Here is a 24,957-nt window from a genome sequence, read left to right on the forward strand (position 1 = left end):
TCCTCATTCCTAACCCAAAATAAAGTGTTCAATAAATCATTATTTAAAAATATTTTTCTTTACGGAGTATTCGCTGGATTATTAACGCTGACTTACTGCTTGGTTTTGGCTAATGTAGGCGGTGTACCTTTGGATGGCAAAAAAGCCCCTACCATTGTGCTAAGCATGATTTGTATGATTTTATCGGTCAAAGCATATCGTAAAAATAATACCGACCAAACGCTTCATTTTTGGGAAGGATTAGTAGTTACAAATTTGACAAATTTAATTGGGGCTTGTGTAAGCGCCCTTGGTTTATACTTTTGGTTGAGCGGTAGTGGAAGTTATGTGCTTTCTACTTATATTTCCGAAAGTATTAAAACGCTTCTCATACCATCCGTAAAAGATGGCTATATTAAAGAAATGGGCGGATTATCTTTTATGCAACTCATTGAAGGTTTTAGGAATTTATCTCCCAAAAATATTGCTTCGGATGAAATTACGGGTTTGAAAGGAAAGTTGCCGTTAGGTGCTTTAATCTCAATTATGATTTCATTGTATTATAGAAGAGGATATTTAAACTAACATTTTAAACTAAAAGTCTATGGAAAATCAAACAACTACCACTCGTACAGCCTTGAAATGGGGCGTAATTATTGGGATAATCAATATTTTATACAGTACTGCCATTATGGTTTCTGGGCAAATTGGTAATCAAACCATGGGATATGCCGTTTATTTAATCATCGGCGTTGGGATTTATCTTGCATTGAATGACTTTAAAAAAGAGAATTTTGGGTTTTTGTCGTATGGTCAAGGACTTGGATTGGGAACGATGATGACTGCAATTGTGGGCTTAATTTCAGGTTTTTATTCTTTTGCTTACATGAAATTCATTGATACTACTATTACAGACCAAATTTTGAAAAATGCCGAGCATGAAATGGAAAAGAAAGGATTACCCGACGACCAAATTGAGCAAGCGATGGAATATTCAAAAATGTTTATGAGTCCAGGCGTGATGTTTATTGTAGGCGTTTTTTTTACTGTCTTGTTGGGGTTTGTGCTTTCCTTAATTATTGCGGCAATTATGAAAAAAGATAAACCTGTTTTTGAATAATAATCCATTACCTTATTTAACCAGTAACAAATCACTCGTAAAAATACTCATGTATCAAATCTTCAAAAAAGAACTTAATTCATTCCTCGATTCACTCATTGGATACATCGTTATTGGTGTATTTCTAATAGCTACTGGACTTTTTACTTGGTTTTTTAAAGATAATATTCTTGATTTTGGCTATGCGGATATGAGTTTGTTTTTTCAAATTTCCCCCTTCATTTTTCTCTTTCTTATTCCTGCTATCACCATGCGGGCATTTTCGGAGGAAGTGAAATCTGGAACAATTGAGTTGCTTTTTACGAAGCCTTTATCTAAATGGCAAATTGTTTTTGGCAAATACTTGGCGAGCTGTTTCTTGATTTTTTTGTCATTAGTGCCCACTTTGTTATATTATTATTCGGTTTATCAACTGGGAAATCCCGTAGGAAATGTTGATTCAGCGGCAGTTTTTAGTTCGTATTTAGGCTTATTTCTTTTAGGATGCGTATTTGCGGCCATTGGCGTTTTGATGTCTGCATTTACCGACAATCAAGTCACAGCATTTGTTTTATCATTCGTGGTGTGTTTGATTCTTTTTTATGGAATTGGACAGTTAGCACAACTGCCATTAATGGGCGATTTGGGTTATATTTTCAATCAGTTTGGACTTGATTATCAGTACAATGCACTTGGAAAAGGTTTATTAGATTCAAGGAATATTATTTATTTTTTTACCGTAATTTTCATCACACTTTGGGCTACTAAACTCAAAATTTCTACTTTGAAGTAAGTAATAGGAAATAGTGAATAATTAATCTACAAAAATATTCATAGATAAATGGTTGATATTTAGGCAATTATAGGAAAAATTAGTGAATATTTTAATTAAAATTACCATATTTTAGTTAAAACATTATTAAGACTTGATATTCTTTAATAATAACGTTAATTTAGTGTTTATAATAATATAAAATTCTGGCCAAATTGTTATCCTATATTCACTGACTCAAATGAAAAATTTTTTCCTTTTCCTTTCTGCTTTTATCGTATCGAATAGCCTCATTGCACAACAAGCCAATTTGCTGGCATCCACTAAAAAAGATTCAACTGGCGTTTTTATTGGTGATATGCACGCCACCGAACAGGTTGAATCGCCCGGTATTGCCCGTAAATATGCCATCACTAATCTAAAAAAAGACCTTGATGCACTTGATACAGGCAACAAAAATAATATTCTGACGGATGCCGTCAATAATCCTGACCGTAATTTAAACAGCGAAACTTTTGCTACTTACCTTTCCCGTTTAGATAAAAAATACAAGGGTGATGTTCGTTCAATTGAAAATGATAACATCCGTGATATATTTCAAATCGAACAAAAAAGTGAAATCAAAAAAAGACATTCAAGTGTTATTTCTGCCCAATGTTTTAGCAATAAAAATGATGGAAGATTTATCAAAATGAAAGATTTGGACGGAGAAGAAATCATTGGTTTTCCATTGGAATCATTCAAAGGTAATTCGAGATATGGCGTGGTTGAAAATTATCATCAAGGTTTTTCTCGTATTAAAAAAGACCAAGTTTTTGGCTATCTAAACTATTGCGGTGACGAAATAATTCCGTGTCAATACGAAAAGGCCGAACCATTTAACGATGGAAAGGCTTTGGCTAAAAAATTTGACTGGTATTTCGTAGATGTTTATGGAAATGAAAGCGAAGCCCTTGAAAATATCGTTGAGGTAAAATCACTTCGACTTGGTATCAGTATTGCTAAATTTAAAAATGGCAAACAAGCCTTGATAGATAATGGATATGATATCAGCAAAAAAGCATTGTCTGATTATTTTGATGAAATTTCGGTATTTAATAATGAATTATTCAAAGTAAGAACTGGTAGAACTTTTGGCCTAATCAAAATTGACGGTTCAACAAAAATAGATGCCATTTATGATAACTTGAATGCTACAACTGAGCAAGGTAAATGGATGATTATTGAGCAAAATAAAAAAGTTGGTTTGATGGATACCGAAGGAAATATCAAAATTAAACCTTCGTATGAATCAATTATTAATTTGAATATTGACCCAAGTTTATCTGCGAATGCTAATTTGGGTATTGCCAAAGACGAAGCTGGCGTTAGATTAATTGACTTCAAAGAGTTAAGAACAAGTAAAACATATACTTATATTGGAGATTTCAATAAATATGGTTTAGCTCAAATTAAAGATGGGAAATACTATGGTTTTATCAATATGGAGTTAAAAGTGGTAGTTGAACCATCATATAGTGTTTTAGGAAATTTTAATCAATATGGTTTAGTTTCAGCTTGTAAGGCTGGAGGAAATGTTGGCACTAAATGTGGATTTATTAAATATGACGGAACCGAAATTATTCCAATCGTTTTTGATGAAATTGCTCAATTCAATAAATTTGGCTTAGTAGTAGTAAAGGAAAATGCAAAAAATTGTAGTTTGCCCGCTGGAAATTGTCGGGTAGATATGGTTTATGATAAGAATGGAAATATTGTAATTGGTAAAACAAACGAAGCCGCTCCGATTGGTATTAAATATATTACGACGGATACACTATTTAATTCAAGTTTTGTGGCCATTAAAACAATAAATCCCTTAAAAAATGGGGATGATATGCCCACAGAATATAATTTAGTGGAAAGAAATAGTTTGAAAAGAATTACTACGCAAAGTTACATTTCAATTAAAAAATACGATTCAAATTTGTTATTTCCTGTCCTAAAAGATGGCAAATGGGGTTTGATTGATACTACTGGAAAAGTAGTATCAAAACCAACTTACAAAGAAATTATGATTACGACCGAAGGACTTTATGGAGTGAAATACGACAATAATAAATACGGATTTATTGATAAAAAAGGAAAAGTACAGATTGCTTTTGATTATGATGAAGTAAGACCTTTCAATAATGGATTGTCAATTGTATCCCGAGGCCAAGGAAAATTAGGCGTTATCAACCGTTTTAATGCTAAAATTGCGCCTTGTTTTTTTACAGAAGTAAATATTCTTCCCGCCACAAAACAGTTTGAATTATTAGATGCCACTGGAAATAAATTTGTGCTAAACAGTAACGGTGATTGTGTTACAAACTGTAATAAATTTGACGAAATTAGAAAATTAGCCAATCAATAACGATTGCCTAAAATACATTCCAACGAAATCCACTACCTTTGTACGTAGTGGATTTTTTATTTTAAACTTTTTGCCATGATTATACATAACATAACATACAGCGTTGATAGAAACTTGGAACAAGACTTTTTGGAATGGTTAAAAGCCGTTCATATTCCAGAAGCTATGATGACAGGGAAGCCGAGGAGTAATAAAATTATGAGGTTGTTAACCGAAGTTGAAAATGCAGGAGCAACTTATTCTGTACAATACAGTTTTGAAAAAATGGAAGACTTTGAGGATTTTGAGAATGAATTTTTAGATGATTTGAATTATGAAGTCTATAAAAGATATAATGGTCATTATGTTTTCTTTCCAAGTTTATTAGAAGAAATCTAAAAGTTAATTGTTTGAATGTATCAGTTTTAAAGAAAAATAGCGGATTCTTCTTTAAAACTGATAACAAACTAAATTTATTTCTCTTCTACTAACTTCAAAATATCATTAAAAATTTCGGAGTCGCCTGGACGTTTAGCATCTGAATTGACAATTTCTCCCTTTTTATTCATCAGCATATATCTTGGAATGGATTGTAATTTGAAAAATTTGGCCGCATTCGAGTCCCAACCGCCCACAGAATGAATGTTAGTACCATTTTCTAACTTCATATCAATCAAGGCTTTTCTCCAGTTTTCTTCTACTTCATCAATAGAAATATACAGAAACACCACTTGCTTCTTTTGCTTTTCATTCAACTTTTCGTGCAACAATCTTGAATTTGGAAATTCCTTTCGACACGGGCCGCACCAGGAAGCCCAAAAGTCTAAATAAACCACTTTGCCTTTCAAATCGGCTAATGATAAGGTATCTCCTTTTGGTGTAAGGGCTTTAAACCATTTCTTGCCGTCTTCTTTTTTCTTGGCAACTTCTTCATCTTTCTTGGCCATCAATTCTCCACATTTCTCTTTAACTAAAGAAGCGTATTTTTCAGAATTTGGCGTAATATTCAACGCTGCAAAAGTATTCCGAATCGTTGAAGGCAAACATAAAAGGCATTGATTTTCAAGTATATAAGCTAAATAAAACTGATAAGCACTCGGTGGCAAATGTTCACGAGCAAAACGATGTTTATCTTCCATCGCCTTATTCGTATCCGCATATTTAACAAAACTATGTTCTTTTGAATTGAAATAAGTAACATAATAAATCAAAAAATTTCGATATGCCGTTGAAATCATGGCGGTTTCATCTTGAATCTTTTTATCCTCCAAACCTTCTAAGATAGGAGAGGGAAGCGAAATCACCAGCGATTGTCCCGTATTGGCATTTCCACGAACCACTGGATAAGCAAGTATATAATACCAATAATTCCAACGGATTTGATTTTCAAGATATTTCTTAAATTCTTCCGAAAATTTTGCCTGTTCTGCAAAAGATTTATAAAAATCAGATTGTGCCTTTTTTGAATCAAAAAGCCCCATTTCGAGTACGTCAATCGGTTTATCTATAATTTTAGCAAACATAATTTGGGAGCTAAAATCAGTTTTAAATTTTTGATAAAACTTCTCCAAAAAATCATTTTCTAACGCATGATTTCCTTTAAATACGATATTTTTATGCACGTCTTTGCCATCAAAACTAAGTTCGATTTTATCATCTTTACCGATAAATAAAATAATCTGCTGTTTTTGATAACGTAGTTCAACAATCGCACTTTTATCAACGTCTAAATCAAACTTAAAGGTCTTTTCAGCCGTAAAAATATGTTGTTGTGTTTGTGGTTTTATTCCTAAAAGAAGTGGGTCGTAGTTTAAAGTTAACGTATCTCCTTGTGCATTTTCAACCGTTCCAAAGATTGTTACATTCTGTGAAAATGAAATTGAGGATGTAAAAAGGGCGATTAGAAGAAGAAGATTTTTCATTATTTTTTGCTAAAACGTTTCAATTTTCCAATTTTAGAATTTATAAAGAGCATAATATTTTACTCAAAAATCATGCAAATTAAGATTTAAAACGCTTTTTTAAGAATTTTCGTGTGGCTTTTGTCCAAATATCGTAGCCTTTTTTATTCATGTGCAATTTATCTGAGACAAAAATATCGGGCATTAAATCCCCATTTTTTAAATAAAAATCTTTTTGAATATCTACGTAATAAAAACCTTTCAGTTTTTTGCAATAATCTTTAATCATTTTATTGGCTTCCAATTGTTTATCACGCAGATTGATGCGGGCAAGGCTTGGTCTGATTGAACAATATCCCACAATCGCATTTGGCAATTGACTTTTAATTTTTTCAGCAAAGATTTTAAAATCTTCAAAAACCGACATCGGGCTTTCTCCCGCCGCTAAATCATTATCACCTTCGTAAACTAAAATGACTTTAGGGTCATATTTAGTGACAATTCGTTCAAAATACAAATTCAAATCACTCATTTGAGAACCTCCAAAACCACGGTTAATGGTTGGATAATCCGCTAAATCTTTCTTAGAAGTAAGCCAAAGTCGGAAGGTTGAGCTTCCCGCTAAGAGTACTTGTTCAGTGGCAGGCATTGATAATGAATCTTGTTTTTCAAAAGATTTTATTTCAGCAAGATAGTTCTGAGCATGACTAAAATAACCCACTAATAAGCCGAGCGTGGTTAACAATAATTTTTTCATAATTTTTACCAATTAATGGGTTCTAAGCCTTTGCTAATTAAATAGTCATTAGCTTGTGAGAAATGTTTTGTACCAAACCAACCACCGTAATTGGCAGCCATTGGCGATGGATGTTTGGCTTTCAAAATTAAGTGTTTTGTGCCATTTATGACTGAGCCTTTATCCTGTGCATATTTTCCCCAAAGCATAAAAACGACATCTTCTTTCTGGTCTGAAATACATTTAATAACTGCATCCGTAAAAATTTCCCAACCTTTCTTTTGGTGTGATCCTGCCTCACCAGCACGAACCGTGAGGGTTGAATTTAATAACAAGACTCCTTGTTCAGCCCAGCGTTCAAGATTTCCAGATTTTGGAACTGGAATGCCTAAATCATCTCTGATTTCCTTGAAAATATTTTGCAAAGAAGGTGGACAAGACACGCCGTCATTTACTGAAAAAGATAAACCATTTGCCTGATTATAGCCATGGTAGGGATCCTGACCCAAAATTACCACTTTGGTATTTTCAAAAGAACACTTATCGAAAGCATTAAAAATGTATTTTCCAGGGGGATAAACATTAGTAGAAGAATATTCTGTTTTTACAAAATTTATTAATTGAGTGAAATATGGCTTTTCAAATTCTTGAGTAAGGTGGACTTTCCAAGAGGGATTAATTTTTACATCCATTGTTTTTGAATTTAAGGGTTTAGGTTATTATTTAAATAAATAGTTATGTTGCATTTAAACTACGTGTTAAAATACTTTTAGTTGATATTTACGACGAAGTGGATTAATCAAGAACTTCTTTTGAGCCGTAAAACTCTCGGAATTAATTTGATTAAAAATAACTTTAAGTTCTTGGAATTGTTCTGGGTTTTCCCATAAAAACTTTTCAGAATCTATATTCTTTTGTTCAAGATATTTTTCAAAAACCATCGTTTATGTCTATTTGAATTATATATTAATAAAATTGTGCCATCAAAATTTAACAAAAATAAACGCTTTTCAGTCAGCTTTAGTCATTATATGAAAATAAAAAAGTCGTCTGCAACGCTAACGACTTTTTTGTAACCCTAACCCATAAAAATCTATAAACTATTCTATGCTCTTTAAAAATTAATTATATTTTGAAGTTTCTAAATTCTTCTTGTGGTTTCAAAGTTTAGAAAATGTCACCAGCATAGCCAGCGAATTTTTTGATAACCCTAACCCATAAAAATCTAAAAATTAATTTTATGCTTCATAAAAATTACCCTATGTCTCTACATTTCCTGATATTATTTATATAATAGTTTATAAAGAGTCGACAACATGACCAAGACTTTTTGTAGCCCTAACCCATAAAAGTGCCTTAAAAATATTACTTTATTCTGTCTAAATAATCAGGAAATTTCATCGCAATGATTTGCTGAGATGGAACGGAGATGAGGAATAATCAAAAAGATTAATCGTTGACTATGAAATGATTAGCGTCATGAATTTCACAAATTGTTACAAAATCATTACATCTGGCGGAATGTTTTACTCACATTGGATAATTTGCAAATAGTATGCCAAGTTTTTGACTAAAAGAATAATTGCGTTCTCCATTAGTTCTTTTTTTCTTTTTCTCGAACTATTTCAACCTTGAAAGGCGGGTTATCGGACACATCCATGAGTAAATTAACCACATTTTTCAACTTTGCAAAAAAAACCTTTTGGTTTGTTGGTGGTGTCTGATTTATCTTCATTTCTAATGAATCGAATTTTTATCTTTCCTTTCGGATTATCAATGTTGAAATTAATTGTTTCTATTTGAATTGGTCGAACTGGGTCAATATTATTTTTTGCAAAAGATTTAGATTGAATAGCAAAACATAAAATAAGCAGAGGGATTGTTATTTTTTTCATAGAATAATGTTTGAAGTTTGAGGTACGAAGATAAAAAAAATCCGTAAGATTGAATCAAAAAATGAGACAACCTTACGGTTAAGTAAAGATTATAATTCAGATATTTTTAAAATGACAAAATCTAAACTGAGCAAATTCAATAAATTATTTCAGTAAAATTCCAAAGGTTTAAAACTGGTTACCAATATTCTTGAAGTATAGTGATTAGAAATTCTTTAAAACTGTTATGCTTTAACCCTTACTCGGTTGAAATATTTATACAATTTTTGCATTGTTTTTTCTACGTCTTTATCCGTTTCAAGCATATCGCTAATAGTTTGAACGGCGTGAATAACAGTACTGTGGTCACGTCCCCCAAAATGATAACCGATTGACTTCAAAGGCAAATTGGTGAACTCTTTCATGAGATACATCGCAACTTGACGTGGGAAAACCGTTTCTCGTTTACGGCTTTTGCTTTTCAAATCTGTCATATTTACGTCAAAATGATCAGTAACTGCATCTAAAATTGAATCAACTGTTACCTCCCTTTCTGAGTCCATCACAATATTTCTTAGGGTTGTACGAGCCAAATCCATATCAATTTCTTTACTATTGAATGAAGCATGAGCCATCAATGATACAATTACACCTTCCAACTCACGGACGTTTGTATCAATACTATGGGCTAAATATTCAATAACTTTATCTTCAATATAAATGCCGTCGGCCTGTAATTTCTTTTGAATAATGGCGATGCGTGTCTCAAAATCAGGCTGTTGTACATCGGCTGTTAGCCCCCATTTGAATCTTGAAAGTAATCTGTCTTGCATTCCAGCCAACTCACGAGGTGGTCTATCGGAAGACATAATTATTTGTTTACCAGATTGATGCAAATGATTGAATATATGGAAAAAAGATTCTTGCGTTTTTTCTTTACCTGCCAAAAACTGAACATCATCAATAATCAACACATCCACTTGCATATAAAAATTGGTAAATGCTTGGAGTGTGTTATTTTTGATGGCATTAATAAATTGATTACAAAACTTTTCGGAGGTTACATACAACACAAATTTATTGGTGTGCGTATGTTTGATATAATTGCCAATGGCTTGAATTAAATGCGTTTTTCCTAATCCTACGCTACCGTAAATCATCAAAGGGTTAAAAGAAGTAACGCCAGGACGTTGAGCAACTGCTAAGCCCGCCGAACGGCCCAAACGATTGCAATCACCTTCCACAAAATTATCAAATGTATAGTGTGGATTTAAGTATGAATCTAAATCTAATGAATCTAAATCTTTTAGTTGAAATGGACTTTCATAAACAGTTGCTTCGGGGCGTTTTTGTGCTTGTACAGGAACTGTCGGTTTTTGATTTGGAATACTGTAAGCAATTGGTGGATTTTTTTTATCGCCTTTGTCCACTATAATTGAATACTCTAACATTCCATTTCTTCCCATTGAATAATCAATTGCCTTTCGGAGAATATGGATATAGTTTTCCTCTAACCATTCGTAAAAAAATTGGCTTGGTACTTGAATAGAGAGTGTTTGGTTCGTTACTTTTAAGGGTACGATGGGTTCAAACCAAGTTTTAAAACTTTGTTCATTTATCTCTTTATGTATTACTTCAAGACACTTTTTCCAGATTTGTCTTGCATCTGGCTGGAGAGTAGGGTACATATTGTTTTCTAAAATGGCGGTACTGGGAAAGTAAGAAGTCTTAAACATCTGGTTATCAATTAATTGGCGACATAATGGAAAATTACCGATATTTACTTTTTAAAGGGAGACAAAAGTAGCGTTTTTTTTGGTCGTTTTAGACCAATTTTTGCCATTTTTTTTAAAAAAAGATAGTATAAAATTGAGGTTTAGAGTACTTCTTAGAATAATACAATAGTAAGGGCGTATATGTCAATATTTGGGGAATATTTGACAAAAAAAATCTAAAATCTAAATTTTTGCTAACTTTGAAAAATTAAATATTATTTTATTTTTTTTATGAAAAATCAACTCTTTCAAGAATTTATTTCCCATACCAACGAAGATTGGAAACAACAAGTAATTAAAGATTTAAAAGGAAAAGATTTTAGCGAAAACTTAACTTGGATTATTGATGAAAATATCAAAGTTAAATCGTATCATGATGGAGTAGAAGTGCATCAAATGCCCTTAAAATCCGTACAACAATCTCAAAATCAAGGCCTTATAAAAACTTGGAATTATCGGGAAATAATAAAATACAAATCTGAAAAAGAAACTAATGCACTGATTGTCAGCTTATTAGAGGCGGGGGCTGAATCGTTTTTGATTGAATTTAGTGGTGTGCTTGAAAAGGAATTTGAAGTTAAGAAATTGTTAAGAAATATCAAAATTTCTGCTACACCCTTTTTTTTTAAAGTCGAAAATAACCCTTTACGTTTAGTAAATGAGTTACAGATAGTAGCTCCTTATCATTGGAAAGGAGGAATCAACAACGATATACTTGGACGATACTTTACTTCTGGAAATTATGCCGTAAATGAGTGGGAAGAGATAAAGCAGATTCTTGGAAAAGTACAAAACTTTGCATCCTTCAAAATTCTTACAATTAATGGAAATGTCTTTCATAATTCTGGAGCAAATATAGCGCAGGAAGTAGCATTTACACTTGCTTCGGCCATTGAAACAATTGATAAAATATCTCAACAAAATATAGCATTACTATTAATTGTACAAAAAATAGAATTTTCAATTTCTATCGGAACAAATTATTTTGCGGAGATTGCTAAAATAAGAGCGTTGAAGTTTCTTTGGAATAAAATTTTAACCGAAGGCTACGGTTTGGATAGTCAAGATATTCCCCCAATCGCAATTCATTGTGTAACTTCTTCATTTTTTAATTCATCCAATAGTCCACATACAAATATGTTAAGGGCAACCACCGAATCAATGTCAGCCATCATTGGCGGTTGCGATTCCTTGAGCGTGAGAGCCTTTGATGAAACTTTCCAAGAATCGGATGAATTTAGTCGAAGAATTGCGAGGAATATTTCTACTATTTTAAAAGAAGAATCGTATTTTGATAAAGTAATTGACCCATCAGCAGGCAGTTATTTTATTGAGAATCTGACTTTTGAAATTGCCGAGAATTCTTTCAAACTTTTACAAGAAGTTGAAAATAAGGGTGGAATTGTTGATGCTTTCAAACAGAATTTTATACAAAATGAGATAAAACGTAATTTTGAAAGCCAGCTAAATGCGTTAAATACCAATGAAAAAATCATGGTTGGAGTGAATAAATTTAGGTTTGATGAAACAATCGGTAATAAAACTGAAAAACTTAATCAATCCAGTTCTAATTTAGGTTTTGATTTGTTGACAGATTTAAGATTATCCTCCACTTTTGAAAAATAAGCCATGAAACCTAATTTATTAAATATTAATCTTATTCAAGTATCTGATAATCAAATCGATAAATCAGAATCAAAGCCATGGCGATGTGCGGAGGGAATATACGTTAAATCATATTTTACAAAGGAAGATTTAGCGGATGCCGAACATTTGAATTTTGCAGCGGGTTTGCCTCCTTATCTTAGAGGGCCTTATTCAACAATGTATTTGCAAAATCCTTGGACAATTCGTCAATACGCTGGGTTTTCGACGGCAGAAGAGTCCAATACTTTTTATCGTAAAAACTTAGCGGGTGGTCAAAAAGGACTTTCCGTTGCCTTTGATTTGGCCACGCATCGTGGGTACGATTCCGACCATGTGCGAGTTCAAGGTGATGTAGGAAAGGCGGGTGTTGCCATTGATTCAGTGGAGGATATGAAAATCCTTTTCGACCAAATTCCATTGGATGAAATGTCCGTTTCGATGACCATGAATGGTGCAGTTTTGCCCATTATGGCATTTTATATTGTGGCGGCAGAAGAACAAGGCGTCTCTCCAGAAAAATTATCAGGTACGATTCAGAACGATATTTTGAAAGAATTTATGGTTCGGAATACGTACATCTATCCGCCGTTGGCTTCCATGAGAATTATTGCGGATATTTTTGAATATACGGCTAAAAATATGCCCAAATTCAATTCGATTTCAATTTCGGGTTATCACATGCAAGAGGCAGGGGCAACGGCAGATTTGGAATTGGCTTACACGCTTGCCGATGGACTCGAATACCTCCGTACGGGCGTAAATGCGGGCTTGGATATTGATAAATTTGCGCCAAGATTGTCGTTCTTTTGGGCCATTGGCATGAACCATTTTATGGAAATCGCAAAAATGCGGGCGGGACGGATGTTATGGGCAAAAATTGTTAAAAAATTTAATCCTAAAAATGATAAGTCGCTGATGCTCAGAACGCATTGTCAGACTTCGGGATGGTCGCTGACTGAACAAGACCCATTTAATAATGTAGCCCGAACCACGATTGAAGCCATGGCGGCGGCTTTGGGGCATACGCAAAGTTTGCACACCAATTCATTGGATGAAGCCATGGCTTTACCAACCGATTTCTCCGCTCGAATTGCTCGAAATACCCAATTATATTTGCAAAATGAAACGCAAATCACAAAGGTAATTGACCCGTGGGCAGGTTCTTATTACGTTGAATATTTAACGATGGAACTCGCCAAAAAAGCGTGGGCTCTGATAGAAGAAGTCGAAGAATTGGGTGGCATGGCCAAAGCGATTGAAACGGGTTTGCCCAAAATGAGAATTGAGGAAGCAGCCGCCCGAAAACAAGCAAGAATTGACTCGGGCAAGGACGTAATTGTGGGCGTAAATAAATATAAAATCTCAGAAGCCACGGTTTTGGAAGTTAGAGATGTTGATAATCAAGCAGTTAGGGTTTCTCAGATTGAAAGATTGGATAAAATTAAAGCGGAAAGAGATAATAATTTGGTAAATTTAATTTTAGAAAAACTCACAAAATCAGCCGAAACGGGTGAGGGGAATTTATTAGCTTTAGCCATTGAAGCGGCAAGATTAAGGGCAACTTTGGGAGAAATATCATCCGCTTTAGAAAAAATTTATGGCAGACATAAAGCCGTAATTCGTTCAATATCAGGGGTTTATTCAGCAGAAGTGACAGACGACGAGAATTTTAGAGTTGCCAGAGAAATGGCAGATGAGTTTGCGAAACAGGAAGGTCGCAGACCAAGAATTATGGTGGCAAAAATGGGGCAGGATGGTCACGACCGAGGCGCAAAAGTTATCGCTACCAGTTTTGCTGATTTGGGTTTTGATGTGGACATTACGCCATTATTTCAAACGCCCGAAGAAGTAGCCAAACAAGCGGTTGAAAACGATGTTCACGTGGTGGGTGCATCCAGTTTGGCGGCAGGCCATAAAACGCTCGTTCCGCAATTAATTGAAGAGCTCAAAAAGCAAGGTCGTGAAGATATTATGGTGATTGCGGGAGGCGTGATTCCTGCCCAAGATTATCAGTATTTGTACGATGCCGGGGTTTCGGGCGTTTTTGGTCCTGGAACGGTAATTTCAATTGCGGCGCAGAAGATTTTGAAGGATTTGATGCAGAGTTAAAATAAATAAAATTGATTGAATTATTTGTGGTGATATAAATTTTGGATAACCTGAATTTATATCACCATTTTTGTTTCAATTTCAACGAAACTTATGAAATAATAATCGATATTTTAAGTTATTTATAAAATGATTATGTCATCCAAATTTTAAAACAACCGTATGAAAAAACTGCTACTATTATTAATTATCCTGTTAAGTTTCAAGGCGTTATCGAATGTTCCAGCCATTAAATTTATTGAAAATAAAGGGCAATGGGATAAAGAAATTAAGTTTATTGCTCATATTCCGGGAGGATTTTTGCAAATTCGTCAAGAAGGTTTGCATTATATTTTTGTGGATAATAATGCCCTTTACCAAATGAAACATAGCAAACAAACGAATGAAATAAAGCCGCTGAAAGTGCATGGATTAGATGTTATTTTTGAAGATTCAAATCCTGATTTTACCGTTAATGCGAACAATGTAGTTTCGGAAACGCAAAATTATTTTTATGGAAATGACCCCACCAAATGGGGTATAGACGTAAAATCTTACCCTGAAATTTGGCTAAAAAACATTTATAAAGGCATTGATTTGCGCTTATATTCTACCGAAAATGCCTTGAAATATGAGTTTATTGTCGCTCCCAATGTTTCGACTGAACAAATTAAAATGCGTTATGAAGGAGCGGATGAAATTTTGCTTGAAAATGGTAATCTCAATATCAAAACTTCGCTGGCAAATATTATTGAAATGAAACCTTATTCATTCTCGGAAACCCTTGTGAATGCCAGTTCGAGGCAAGGTTTTTCGGAAGTAAAAAGTGGTTTTAAAATTAATAAAAACATTGTAAGTTTCTCTTTTCCAAATGATTACGATCATAATAAACCCCTCACGATTGACCCCAAATTGATTTTCTCGACTTATTCTGGCTCAACAGCGGACAACTGGGGACATACCGCTACCTACGACGCTGAAGGAAATTTATATGCGGGCGGTTCAACGCTTTCGTCGTCTTCTGGTTCATTTCCTGCCACAACGGGAGCGTATCAATTGAAAAATGGCGGATATTGGGATGTAGCAATTCTTAAATTTAATCAGGATGGTTCTAAGTTGTTGTATGCCACGTATTTAGGCGGATTAAATGCTGATATTCCGCACAGTTTAATCGTCAATTCTAAAGGTGAATTATTGATTTTTGGTAGTACCGCTTCTTCCGATTTTCCGACTACAACCAACGCATTCGACCAAACCTTTAATGGAGGAAATGCCATCATTCCAACATCTGGTCAACGTTTCACGCAAGGAAGTGATATTTTTGTTGCAAAATTGAGTTCAGATGGTTCTAAGCTGTTGGCTTCCACTTACTTAGGTGGTTCTGGAACGGATGGGATTAATCGCTCGGTTTTGAATTATGGCGATGAATTTAGAGGTGAAATTGTGGTTGATGAACAAGATAATGTTTATATCGCCTCGGTGACAGATTCGCCGAATTTTCCGATAGTAGGCGGAATTCCAAACATAATTAGAAGCGGTTCAAGTGATGCCATTATTTGTAATTTTAATCCCGATTTGTCCAAAATATTATGGAGTGCAATCTTGGGTGGAAATGGCTACGATGCTGCTTTTTCACTGAAAGTTAGTAAATCTGGGAGTATTTATATTTGTGGAGCAACGGAAAGTTCCAATTTGCCATTTTCGCAAACTTTGCAAACAAAAATCAGTGGTGGAACGGATGCCTTTGTGATGAAATTTACGAGAGATATTACTAAAAGTTTTTTGCCGACTGCTTACAATGGAACGTATTTAGGCACGCCAAATTTAGATTTAGCGCAGTTGATGGATATTGACCAAGATGAAAATGTATATATTTATGGGCTTACTTTTGGCGTATATCCCATCCAAAATGCCGCTTATTCAAATCCTAAAAGTGGTCAATTCATTCATTCCATTGACAAAACATTAACGACTACAAATTTTTCAACCACGATTGGAACGGGTAAAGGTTCGCCCGATATTGTGCCAACTGCCTTTTTAGTTAATCAATGCGGCAATATTTATATTTCAGGATGGGGTGGAAAAGTCAATGATAATGTTTTTAATTCTGCTCCTGTCAGTACCAAGGGAATGCCTGTGACATCTGATGCTTTTCGGAGTACAACGGACGGCAATAATTTCTACTTTGCATTGCTCGAAAAAGATTCTAAATCACTACTTTACGCAACTTTTTTTGGGAGTGATAATAGTTCGCCAAATGCGGCTGGCGACCACGTGGACGGCGGAACTTGTCGGTTTGATAAACAGGGCTTTATATATCATTCAGCTTGTTCATGTAATCGAGTAGGTAGCCAAAACGTTTTTACGACAACGCCAAATGCTTGGTCGAGAACTAATCCATCAGAAAATTGTAATAATGCAGCCTTTAAATTTGATATTGATAATTTGAAAGTGCAATTTGATACCTCAGACGGAACGAAAAAATCAGCGAGTATTTCATCGGACACTTTAGTGGGTTGTTTGCCCTTCAAGGTTAATTTTCAAGATACCAGTGAAGGAGCCAAAATAATTAGTTGGAATATTGGTGGTGAAAAAAACTCTACGGTAGGCACTGAAGAATTTACGTTTACAAAAGCGGGAATTTATACCGTTACGCTCAAAGGCGTTAATTTGCTTTCTTGTAAACGGGAAGAAACCGTTAAAAAAATCATCAAAGTTCTTCCCGCCGATTTTAAAGTGAGCCCTGAAACGGTAAGTGGTTGCGACAATAAAACAGCACAATTATTGGCAGAAGGCGGAACAAAATACTCGTGGTCGCCCGCTGGAGGATTAAATGCGACAAATATTCCAAATCCCATCGTAACCATTACAAAATCAACTACTTATTCGGTTGAAATTGTGAATCAATACGGTTGTAAAACGACTAAAACCGTCACCGTAAAATTGGATGAAACTCCTACCAAAGTAACAAATGACACCTCCGTTTGTCGAAATAAAACCATTGAATTATTTGTTTCGGGTGGTACAAAATACCTTTGGAAAGGTAACATTGCTTTAAGTGATTCTATTTCTGCAAAACCAACCGTAACAATCTCAAAACCAGCTACTTTTACGGTAAATGTTTTCGATGAAAAAACAGGTTGTAAAGCCCAAAGAACCGTTAATATTGAGATTGATGAAAGTTTTAAACCAGATTTTGAGTTTAAATTTTTGGAAGATTGTGGTAAACCTACTTTTGTAACTTTGCAAAATAATACGAAAAATGCCAAGAAATATGTTTGGCTCACGGGGAGGGGTGATAGTTTAACGAGCCAAAATCCAGAACCTTTTACGTATAAAGAAGCGGGGATTTATACCATCACGCTCAAATCGTACAAAGGCGATTGTTTATTAACACAAACCAAAACATTGGAAGTTGAAAATCCTGCGACTCCGCCAAACGTAATTACGCCAAATGGGGACGGGAAAAATGATTTTTTTGTGATAGGGGTAAAATTGCAAAGTATTGAAATTCAAAACCGTTGGGGGCAGTCGATGTTAAAAACTGTTGATTATAAAAACGATTGGGGAAAAGATATTCCCGTGGGTACTTATTATTATTTCTTGAAAACTTTAAAAGGGGCAGAATGTAAGGGCTGGATTGAGGTAATTAATTGAGAATTTATTAAATTTGTTTATCATTAAAAGACAACAAACTGATTATGAGAAAATTAGCACTTGGATTATTGTTCTTAGGAGCATCATTTATCACCAAAGCACAGAGCGTTTATGGTGAGCCACTTACTGAATCAGGAGCAATTCCTGCGACAGAATTGGCAACAAAATTAGAAAACAAAGAAGAAATGCCTGCTAAAGTAACGGGCGTGGTAGAATCTGTCTGTAAAGCTGCAGGGTGTTGGATGAAGGTGAAAACCGCCGATGGTCAAACCATGCGTGTAACTTTCAAAGATTATGGTTTTTTTGTTCCGAAAGATATTACGGGAAAAACGGTTGTTTTTGATGGTGTTGCAAAAATCAAAACAACTTCGGTTGCCATGTTGAAACATTATGCCGAAGATGGTGGTAAAAGCAAAGAAGATATTGCCAAAATTACCCAACCTGAAAAAGCAATTGGTTTTGTGGCAAATGGCGTGATTGTAAAATAATTTAAGGGGGAAGGGAGACAGAAAAAAGGAGGGAATCAGATTAATCGTTTTCCATTTCAATTTCCTTTCCTCCTTTATTTCTTCTGTTCCTTTCAGAACCTGAGCACAAATTCCTGCTTTGGTTGATTTTTTCTGAAAAATATTAAGCCTACATAAAATAAATCAATTGAAATCATTACGTCTGGATGATTCTTAATAACCTGCCATGCCTGGTGCATTTCATCTGACCAATGAATATCGTCGAAAACAAAAATACTCTCCTCCGTTACCTTTTCTAAACATTGTTCAAAATATCTAACGGTTGGCTCAAAACGATGATTGGCATCGAAAAATGCAAAGTCTAATTGCTCTATTTGCCTTAATTTTTGCGGTAAAGTTTCGTCTATATTTCCAACAATTATTTCAATATTATGACAATTTAATTCTTCTAAATTCTTATTGGCAATTGCTGCAGTGGCGGGACATCCTTCAAAAGTGAAAATCTTTGAAGATTCGTAAGCCTTTGATTCATAAATAGTTGTTATGCCTAAAGACGTTCCTAAATCAAGAATTATGGAGGGTTTAAAATGCTGTATTAATCGAAAAAGGAGCTTGCCAAATTTTGGATTTTTCTCGGCACTTTTGGCAATTTGACGAATTTCTCTTTGATTAGTCTTATATATTCTCGAACCCGCACCAAAGTCGGTAATTGCAATTAAAGTACGATTTTTAAGGAGTTTTTTGCGTAAATTTTCTATTTCTTCAAAGATCAAAAACTTAGTTTTTACTTGAATTATTTTCGTGTAAAGTTCAAAAACAAAGGGGGAATGAATGGAATGTTCGTTTTTGGAGGCAAATAAAAATTGGAAATAATATTTTATCATTAGTGACGATGTTTAATTTTCGGCTTTTTATCTTTGGAATACAAATTGTTTGTTCTGTTTTTCAAAACCTTGACAGTTGAATATATACAGAGGCAATGAAACCTAATTTATCGAAGTGGTTTGACGAACATCTAACATCGATAAACGAAGAATTAATTCATTCTAAAAGGAGCAATTAAATTAAAATCTGGAATAATTACGTTGAAATTTTTACCGTCGTAAATACGTTCCATTTTGTAAGTTCCTGCCATTTTTCCCATCGAAGTATTAAGATTGCAACCCGAAGAATATTCATAGCTTTGTCCAGGTTCGAGGGTTGGTTGTTGCCCGACGACACCTTCACCCTCTACTTCACGAACCTGGCCGTTGGCATCATAAATATACCAATGACGACGTAAAAGTTTCACCGTAAAATCACTTTCATTCTGAATTCTTACGTGATAAGAAAATACAAAATGAGCTTGAAATGGATTTGAGTATTCAGGTTGAAACTCCGTCTGAATACTTATTTTTACGCCGTTAGTGATGGATGAAACCATGTTGTTATTTAGTAAAATAAATTTAATAGTATAATTATCGAAATTACATGATTAGGATTATATTATCAATTTCTTTTCAGAATTTTAAAATTATATTAAAAATATTTAACGAATTCAACTTTATTTTAAACATTTAAGAATTTAATTTGCTTTCGTCTATAGTGAGTCAGGCAATTCATAAATATAACATTACGAATAAAAAGTAAAATTTTTCAAATATTTTCCTGCAATATTTCCTAATAAAAATGCTTTTAAATGAACTTTGCCCTGAAATCAAAACCTCATATATTTAAATTCAACAAAAAATGAATGTAACTGAATTAGAAAAATTATTTCCAACCGAAGATCAAATTCCTGCGGATTATAATTTAACAGAACCCATTGAACAAAGAGAATATTTAGTCAATGGTGAAATGAGAGCTTGGGGAGGAAAAACGCAAGATGTTTGGTCGCCTGTGTATGTGAAAACTGCCAATGGATTAGAACAAAAGCGTATTGGTTCATACCCAATCACTGACCCTGCTGATGCCATGGAAGTTTTGGATGCTGCCGTGAAAGCTTTCAATAATGGTCGTGGAGAATGGCCAATGATGTCAGTTGCACAAAGAATTGATGCGGTCGAGAAATTTACCCAAAAAATGATTGCTAAACGTGACGAAGTTGTAAAACTTTTGATGTGGGAAATTGGTAAATCTTTGGGAGATTCTCAAAAAGAATTTGACCGTACCGTTCAATATATTTATGATACGATTGGCGCTTTAAAAGATATTGACCGTACATCTTCAAGATTTATGATTGAAGAGGGAATTATCGGACAAGTTCGTCGCTCGCCTTTGGGTGTTGTGCTTTGCATGGGACCTTTTAATTATCCCTTGAATGAAACTTTCACGACTTTAATTCCTGCGTTGATTATGGGTAATGTGGTGTGTTTCAAACCCCCAAAACACGGTACACTTTTGCATTATCCTTTATTGGAGGCTTTCCGTACTTCTTTCCCAGCGGGTGTTATCAATACGGTTTATGGTCGTGGCAATTCAGTAATTCCACAAATGATGGAGTCTGGAAAAATTGATGTTTTAACGTTGATTGGTTCGTCAAAAGTGGCTGATCAATTGAAAAAACTTCACCCTAAAGTAAACCGTTTGCGAGCTATTTTAGGTCTTGATGCCAAAAATGCGGCAATTGTAACGCAAAGTGCTGATTTAGAATTAGCGGTGAAGGAATGTATGTTAGGTTCATTGTCTTTCAATGGACAAAGATGTACGGCTTTGAAAGTAATGTGGGTTCATGAATCTTTGGTTGACAAGTTTAATGCACGCATGGCAGAAGAAATTGGGAAGTTGAAGTTGGGTATGATGTGGGAAAAAGGCGTAAATATTACACCACTTCCAGAGCCAAACAAACCTGCTTATTTGAAATCATTAATTGATGATGCCAAAGCTCATGGAGCAACTGTAATCAATGAAAATGGTGGAACTACTTTCAATTCATTCGTTTTTCCAGCATTGCTTTATCCAGTAAATAAAGAAATGAAAATTTGGGAAGAAGAGCAATTTGGACCCGTTGTACCAGTTGTACCTTTCTCACACATTAAAGAGCCAATCGAATATTTAATTGAATCGTCTCACGGACAACAAGTTTCAATTTTCAGTAAAGACGTTCACCAAATTTCAGATTTGATGGATGTGGCGGTTAATCAGGTTTCGAGAGTAAATATCAATTCACAATGTCAACGTGGGCCAGATACATTCCCATTCACTGGTCGTAAAGATTCTGCGGAAGGAACACTTTCGGTAACGGCTGCTTTACGTTCGTTCTCAATCAGAACGGTAGTTGCCACCAAAGATACCGCTGAAAATAAAGCAATTGTGAATCAAATTGTTGAAAATCAGGAGTCTAATTTCCTTTCTACGAGATTTATTTTGTAGAATTTGTTTCATACTTCCCGAAAGATCTAACCCACAGTGGAGATGTTTCGGGAAGTTATATCCTATTATTTTTTCCCTAATCCAAACCGCTGCCGATAACTCAAAAATAAACTTTCTGTGTGTTCAAAACCCTTATTATTAAAATCAAAATAAGGTTCAAATCGGAAGGTTAAATATAAATTATCCATTATTTTCCAATCTTTCATCGCTCTGATTATAAGAATATTACGATATTTTTCAACAACTTTTCCGTAATCAAAAGTTCTGCCCACAGATTGATATAAATCTCCTCCCGCATCCGATAAATAGCCTGTAGAATTCCAATAACTTAGCATTACATTCACTACTTTCGTTTCAGCAGTTAAGTTGATATATGCCCCCGAACCATCTGGAAAAAAAGGATGATAATTCGCATTTTGACGATAGCCCACAAAATAATTCTGTAATCTTATTTTCTGAAAGAATCCACTCATTCGCCATTCAGCTTCAAGGCCGATGGCGGTATTAATATTGGTGATGACTTGACCCGTATCTTTGGTGGTTTGTCCTCCCCGGTGTTGAAAAGTTAATTGTATAGGAATCGAAAAACTGAAATTTGCCCGAGTATATAATTTCTTATTCCAAGAAAAACCCGCAAAGATTTCTTCCTTAAAATCCGAACCATTATAAATCATCTTTTGCCAGTCAATCCATGAGTCAAAAAAAGTGTTTTTCTTCCGTTTTGTGTACTGCAATCCCGTCTCTTGACGGTTCAAAATTACCCTTTCAAAATTGAGCAAAGGTTCGATTAATCGATGGTTTAAATGACCTTCTAAATTGCCAAATAAAAACTGGGATGAGTCTTGCTGAATTCTTACTGTAAATATGGGCTGGATGCTTGTAAAGGCAGTATTTCCAAAATCTTTTCGGGCAAAAATACCCCCTTCAATTTGCACATTTGGGGCGGGTTGGTAGATCATTTTTGGCGATAAAGTATTACCAAAAAGAGTATATCCATCGGCAACTTTTAGGAAGTACTCGTTGTTCTTTAAGAAGGAGAAACTCTCAAAGTGAAAGAATAATTGTTTTGATTTTGTGGAATCCAGATGTTGGAAAGTTTCCAAAGTAGTGTTGTTCAATTGTGCCTCCATTCTGAAGGGCATCAACAACATACCAATAAGTAATATTTCTAATTTTCGATTTAACATTTAACGGCAAAATACTTTTATTTGTTGAAATTCTTGTAAATTCACTCTTAATATTTTTAGAAACTTTAAAATTAAATATGGCAAAGCAACAAGCGGAGGCAGTTAATCCTGCTAATGAAAAATTAAAAGCATTACAAACAACGTTGGAAAAACTGGATAAAGCTTACGGAAAAGGAACTGTAATGCGTTTATCTGATACAAAAGTAATGGATGTTCCCGTCATTTCTACTGGTTCTTTGGGACTTGATTTAGCATTAGGTGTGGGTGGTGTTCCTCGTGGACGTGTGGTTGAAGTTTATGGGCCAGAATCGTCCGGTAAAACAACTTTGACGATGCACATGATTGCGGAAGCACAAAAAGCGGGTGGTTTAGCGGCATTCATTGATGCAGAACACGCTTTTGATAAGGCTTATGCGGAGAAATTGGGCATTGATACAAGTCAACTACTTATCTCTCAACCAGATAATGGCGAGCAAGCCTTAGAGATTGCAGAACAATTAATCTCATCTGGAGCGATTGATATTATTGTGATCGACTCAGTAGCAGCACTCGTTCCAAAAGCGGAATTAGAAGGCGATATGGGTGATTCTAAAATGGGTTTACAGGCTCGTTTGATGTCACAGGCACTTCGTAAACTAACGGGGGTTATTAACAGAACTGGATGTTGTTGTGTTTTTATCAACCAGTTGCGTGATAAAATCGGTGTAATGTTTGGTTCGCCCGAAACAACCACGGGTGGAAATGCCTTGAAATTCTACGCTTCTGTTCGTTTGGACATTCGTAGAATTGGTCAAATCAAAGATGGTGACCAAGTGGTTGGAAACCGTACCCGTGTGAAGGTAGTAAAAAATAAAGTTGCTCCTCCGTTCAGAGTCGTTGAATTTGATATTATGTATGGCGAAGGTATTTCAAAAGCTGGCGAAGTCTTAGATTTAGCGGTTGATATGGAAATCGTGAAAAAAGCTGGTTCATGGTTTAGCTTTGGCACAGAGCGTCTGGGACAAGGTCGTGATGCCGTAAAAGATATGTTGAAAGACAATCAAGAATTATTAGATATTTTGGAAAAACGTATCAAAGACAAAATTAAAGTCGATGAAAATGCGCTTTTGGATACAACTGAACCAAATATTGAAGATGATGGTTCGCCAGAATAAGCTCGATTTGGGATTTTAGATTTTAGATTTCGGATTTATTTTAAGGCGAATATTAAAATTTAGAATTTTTATTTCATTATCAAACAAAAAGGAGAAAATCGAAAGGTTTTCTCCTTTTTTGTTAGTATTTTTCAAGTGATAATATATTTAAAACCAATACTTAACCACTTTTCTTAAGTCGTATATCAAAAATCCTAAATCTAAATAATGTCTATCCACAAAAAACGTCGTAAAGTTGAAATTTGTCATAATTGCCACACTATTCTCAGTTTGGAACACAACTTTTGTCCTCATTGCGGGCAAGAAAATCATGATTTAAAAGTACCAATTGGGCATTTAGCTTTTGAAGTTTTTGAAGGATTTACCCATTTTGATACTAAGTTTTATAATACAATTAAGGCAATTTTCCTTTCGCCAGGCAAAATTACAAAAGACTTCTTGGAAGGTAGGAGAGGGCGATATGTTCCTCCAATCAGGCTTTATTTTCTAATTTCCTTTCTTTTCTTTTTGGGTTTAGGAAGTATGGTGGAATTGGCGGTCAAGGAAGGAAATAATTTTTTTACGGATAACTTTATTAAAACTGATAAAACCGAAAAGGCAAATAAAAAACTTCAAAAAGCGGTAGATGATAACCACAAAAAAGTCTTGGCTATTCAGAATTCCAAAGACACTTCGGGGTTATTTGAGGCCAAACAGAAGGAAAAACAAGCTGCATTAGCCCTGAGAGTCTATAAAAAAATCGAGAAAAAATCTGATTATCTGGTCAGTTTTAACTCAATTTCGATAGATGAAATTTTGGATGAAATGAATATTGAGCGGGGAGATACTTTAAGAGAATTAATTGAAAATTTGCCCGAACAAAAACAGCGTCAGCGTTTAATTGACATACAAAAACA

General features: G+C 34.6%; 21 protein-coding genes. 12 read left to right on the forward strand and 9 right to left on the reverse strand.

The features are described 5' to 3' along the window. Positions 1–24: 24 nt before the first annotated feature. The 5 genes from AC1W31_RS10125 (at position 25) to AC1W31_RS10145 (ending at position 4,623) form a co-directional block, all read left to right on the forward strand. Positions 25–564 (forward strand): DUF4199 domain-containing protein, encoded by a 540-nt coding sequence (locus AC1W31_RS10125; RefSeq protein WP_481734318.1) that lies wholly within the window; start codon positions 25–27, stop codon positions 562–564. Positions 565–583: 19 nt separating this feature from the next. Continuing rightward, positions 584–1,099: a DUF4199 domain-containing protein gene (locus AC1W31_RS10130; RefSeq protein ID WP_481734319.1), complete on the forward strand. Its 516-nt coding sequence runs from the start codon at positions 584–586 to the stop codon at positions 1,097–1,099. 49 nt (positions 1,100–1,148) lie between these two features. Beyond that, complete coding sequence (gene gldF, locus AC1W31_RS10135) at positions 1,149–1,871, forward strand: gliding motility-associated ABC transporter permease subunit GldF (protein WP_481734320.1); 723 nt, start codon at positions 1,149–1,151, stop codon at positions 1,869–1,871. Between the two features lie 220 nt (positions 1,872–2,091). Beyond that, positions 2,092–4,245: a WG repeat-containing protein gene (locus AC1W31_RS10140; RefSeq protein WP_481734321.1), complete on the forward strand. Its 2,154-nt coding sequence runs from the start codon at positions 2,092–2,094 to the stop codon at positions 4,243–4,245. A 75-nt stretch (positions 4,246–4,320) separates the two neighbouring features. Next, entirely contained in the window at positions 4,321–4,623 is a 303-nt protein-coding gene (locus AC1W31_RS10145) for a DUF4286 family protein (RefSeq protein ID WP_481734322.1), read from the forward strand. A gap of 74 nt (positions 4,624–4,697) precedes the next feature. Here the strand turns inward: AC1W31_RS10145 and AC1W31_RS10150 are convergent, their stop codons facing one another. The 6 genes from AC1W31_RS10150 to dnaA all read right to left on the reverse strand — a co-directional run bounded on the left by AC1W31_RS10150 (position 4,698) and on the right by dnaA (position 10,423). Continuing rightward, entirely contained in the window at positions 4,698–6,146 is a 1,449-nt protein-coding gene (locus tag AC1W31_RS10150; RefSeq protein ID WP_481734323.1) for a TlpA family protein disulfide reductase, read from the reverse strand. A 79-nt stretch (positions 6,147–6,225) separates the two neighbouring features. Beyond that, a complete protein-coding gene (locus tag AC1W31_RS10155) occupies positions 6,226–6,882 on the reverse strand; it encodes a GDSL-type esterase/lipase family protein (RefSeq protein ID WP_481734324.1) in 657 nt (218 codons plus the stop codon). A 5-nt stretch (positions 6,883–6,887) separates the two neighbouring features. Continuing rightward, the gene (ung, locus tag AC1W31_RS10160; RefSeq protein WP_481734325.1) at positions 6,888–7,553 is read right to left on the reverse strand and encodes a uracil-DNA glycosylase; all 666 of its coding nucleotides are present in this window, start codon (positions 7,551–7,553) and stop codon (positions 6,888–6,890) included. A 66-nt stretch (positions 7,554–7,619) separates the two neighbouring features. Next, positions 7,620–7,802 carry a hypothetical protein gene (locus tag AC1W31_RS10165; RefSeq protein WP_481734326.1) on the reverse strand — a complete coding sequence of 61 codons (183 nt, stop codon included), beginning with the start codon at positions 7,800–7,802 and terminating at the stop codon, positions 7,620–7,622. 726 nt (positions 7,803–8,528) lie between these two features. Beyond that, on the reverse strand, positions 8,529–8,756 hold the full coding sequence (locus AC1W31_RS10170) for a hypothetical protein (RefSeq protein ID WP_481734327.1): 228 nt from the start codon (positions 8,754–8,756) through the stop codon (positions 8,529–8,531). A gap of 224 nt (positions 8,757–8,980) precedes the next feature. Beyond that, the gene (dnaA, locus tag AC1W31_RS10175) at positions 8,981–10,423 is read right to left on the reverse strand and encodes a chromosomal replication initiator protein DnaA (RefSeq protein WP_481734328.1); all 1,443 of its coding nucleotides are present in this window, start codon (positions 10,421–10,423) and stop codon (positions 8,981–8,983) included. 318 nt (positions 10,424–10,741) lie between these two features. Here dnaA and AC1W31_RS10180 point away from each other — a divergent pair, with 318 nt between their 5' ends. From AC1W31_RS10180 to AC1W31_RS10195, 4 genes are all read left to right on the forward strand, one after another. Beyond that, a complete protein-coding gene (locus AC1W31_RS10180; RefSeq protein ID WP_481734329.1) occupies positions 10,742–12,136 on the forward strand; it encodes a methylmalonyl-CoA mutase family protein in 1,395 nt (464 codons plus the stop codon). Positions 12,137–12,139: 3 nt separating this feature from the next. Beyond that, positions 12,140–14,266: a methylmalonyl-CoA mutase gene (gene scpA / locus AC1W31_RS10185; protein WP_481734330.1), complete on the forward strand. Its 2,127-nt coding sequence runs from the start codon at positions 12,140–12,142 to the stop codon at positions 14,264–14,266. A 162-nt stretch (positions 14,267–14,428) separates the two neighbouring features. Then, positions 14,429–17,902 (forward strand): DUF7948 domain-containing protein, encoded by a 3,474-nt coding sequence (locus tag AC1W31_RS10190; RefSeq protein WP_481734331.1) that lies wholly within the window; start codon positions 14,429–14,431, stop codon positions 17,900–17,902. A 44-nt stretch (positions 17,903–17,946) separates the two neighbouring features. Next, positions 17,947–18,390 carry a DUF4920 domain-containing protein gene (locus tag AC1W31_RS10195; RefSeq protein WP_481734332.1) on the forward strand — a complete coding sequence of 148 codons (444 nt, stop codon included), beginning with the start codon at positions 17,947–17,949 and terminating at the stop codon, positions 18,388–18,390. 92 nt (positions 18,391–18,482) lie between these two features. On the opposite strand, the gene AC1W31_RS10200 is transcribed toward AC1W31_RS10195, so the two are convergent. Further along, entirely contained in the window at positions 18,483–19,253 is a 771-nt protein-coding gene (locus AC1W31_RS10200) for an O-methyltransferase (protein WP_481734333.1), read from the reverse strand. Between the two features lie 152 nt (positions 19,254–19,405). Further along, the gene (gene apaG / locus AC1W31_RS10205) at positions 19,406–19,792 is read right to left on the reverse strand and encodes a Co2+/Mg2+ efflux protein ApaG (protein WP_481734334.1); all 387 of its coding nucleotides are present in this window, start codon (positions 19,790–19,792) and stop codon (positions 19,406–19,408) included. Positions 19,793–20,097: 305 nt separating this feature from the next. Here apaG and AC1W31_RS10210 point away from each other — a divergent pair, with 305 nt between their 5' ends. After that, on the forward strand, positions 20,098–21,720 hold the full coding sequence (locus AC1W31_RS10210; RefSeq protein WP_481734335.1) for an NADP-dependent glyceraldehyde-3-phosphate dehydrogenase: 1,623 nt from the start codon (positions 20,098–20,100) through the stop codon (positions 21,718–21,720). Between the two features lie 65 nt (positions 21,721–21,785). Here the strand turns inward: AC1W31_RS10210 and AC1W31_RS10215 are convergent, their stop codons facing one another. After that, positions 21,786–22,907 carry a hypothetical protein gene (locus AC1W31_RS10215; protein WP_481734336.1) on the reverse strand — a complete coding sequence of 374 codons (1,122 nt, stop codon included), beginning with the start codon at positions 22,905–22,907 and terminating at the stop codon, positions 21,786–21,788. 77 nt (positions 22,908–22,984) lie between these two features. Between AC1W31_RS10215 and recA the strand changes: the two genes are divergently transcribed. Next, complete coding sequence (gene recA, locus AC1W31_RS10220; RefSeq protein WP_481734337.1) at positions 22,985–24,061, forward strand: recombinase RecA; 1,077 nt, start codon at positions 22,985–22,987, stop codon at positions 24,059–24,061. 207 nt (positions 24,062–24,268) lie between these two features. Continuing rightward, the coding region (locus AC1W31_RS10225) for a DUF3667 domain-containing protein (protein WP_481734338.1) at positions 24,269–24,957 on the forward strand (689 nt) is incomplete at its 3' end.

This window comes from Arcicella sp., assembly GCF_964672035.1.

What these genes read in the sequence shown, in the direction of transcription:
- AC1W31_RS10180 (WP_481734329.1), top strand. Translation starts at nt 10,742, where the DNA reads ATGAAAAATCAACTCTTTCAAGAATTTATTTCCCATACCAACGAAGAT.
- AC1W31_RS10140 (WP_481734321.1), top strand. Translation starts at nt 2,092, where the DNA reads ATGAAAAATTTTTTCCTTTTCCTTTCTGCTTTTATCGTATCGAATAGC.
- AC1W31_RS10155 (WP_481734324.1), bottom strand. Translation starts at nt 6,882, where the DNA reads ATGAAAAAATTATTGTTAACCACGCTCGGCTTATTAGTGGGTTATTTT.
- ung (WP_481734325.1), bottom strand. Translation starts at nt 7,553, where the DNA reads ATGGATGTAAAAATTAATCCCTCTTGGAAAGTCCACCTTACTCAAGAA.
- AC1W31_RS10215 (WP_481734336.1), bottom strand. Translation starts at nt 22,907, where the DNA reads ATGTTAAATCGAAAATTAGAAATATTACTTATTGGTATGTTGTTGATG.
- AC1W31_RS10145 (WP_481734322.1), top strand. Translation starts at nt 4,321, where the DNA reads ATGATTATACATAACATAACATACAGCGTTGATAGAAACTTGGAACAA.
- dnaA (WP_481734328.1), bottom strand. Translation starts at nt 10,423, where the DNA reads ATGTACCCTACTCTCCAGCCAGATGCAAGACAAATCTGGAAAAAGTGT.
- recA (WP_481734337.1), top strand. Translation starts at nt 22,985, where the DNA reads ATGGCAAAGCAACAAGCGGAGGCAGTTAATCCTGCTAATGAAAAATTA.
- AC1W31_RS10170 (WP_481734327.1), bottom strand. Translation starts at nt 8,756, where the DNA reads ATGAAAAAAATAACAATCCCTCTGCTTATTTTATGTTTTGCTATTCAA.
- AC1W31_RS10130 (WP_481734319.1), top strand. Translation starts at nt 584, where the DNA reads ATGGAAAATCAAACAACTACCACTCGTACAGCCTTGAAATGGGGCGTA.
- gldF (WP_481734320.1), top strand. Translation starts at nt 1,149, where the DNA reads ATGTATCAAATCTTCAAAAAAGAACTTAATTCATTCCTCGATTCACTC.
- scpA (WP_481734330.1), top strand. Translation starts at nt 12,140, where the DNA reads ATGAAACCTAATTTATTAAATATTAATCTTATTCAAGTATCTGATAAT.
- AC1W31_RS10190 (WP_481734331.1), top strand. Translation starts at nt 14,429, where the DNA reads ATGAAAAAACTGCTACTATTATTAATTATCCTGTTAAGTTTCAAGGCG.
- AC1W31_RS10210 (WP_481734335.1), top strand. Translation starts at nt 20,098, where the DNA reads ATGAATGTAACTGAATTAGAAAAATTATTTCCAACCGAAGATCAAATT.
- AC1W31_RS10200 (WP_481734333.1), bottom strand. Translation starts at nt 19,253, where the DNA reads ATGATAAAATATTATTTCCAATTTTTATTTGCCTCCAAAAACGAACAT.
- AC1W31_RS10150 (WP_481734323.1), bottom strand. Translation starts at nt 6,146, where the DNA reads ATGAAAAATCTTCTTCTTCTAATCGCCCTTTTTACATCCTCAATTTCA.
- AC1W31_RS10165 (WP_481734326.1), bottom strand. Translation starts at nt 7,802, where the DNA reads ATGGTTTTTGAAAAATATCTTGAACAAAAGAATATAGATTCTGAAAAG.
- apaG (WP_481734334.1), bottom strand. Translation starts at nt 19,792, where the DNA reads ATGGTTTCATCCATCACTAACGGCGTAAAAATAAGTATTCAGACGGAG.
- AC1W31_RS10195 (WP_481734332.1), top strand. Translation starts at nt 17,947, where the DNA reads ATGAGAAAATTAGCACTTGGATTATTGTTCTTAGGAGCATCATTTATC.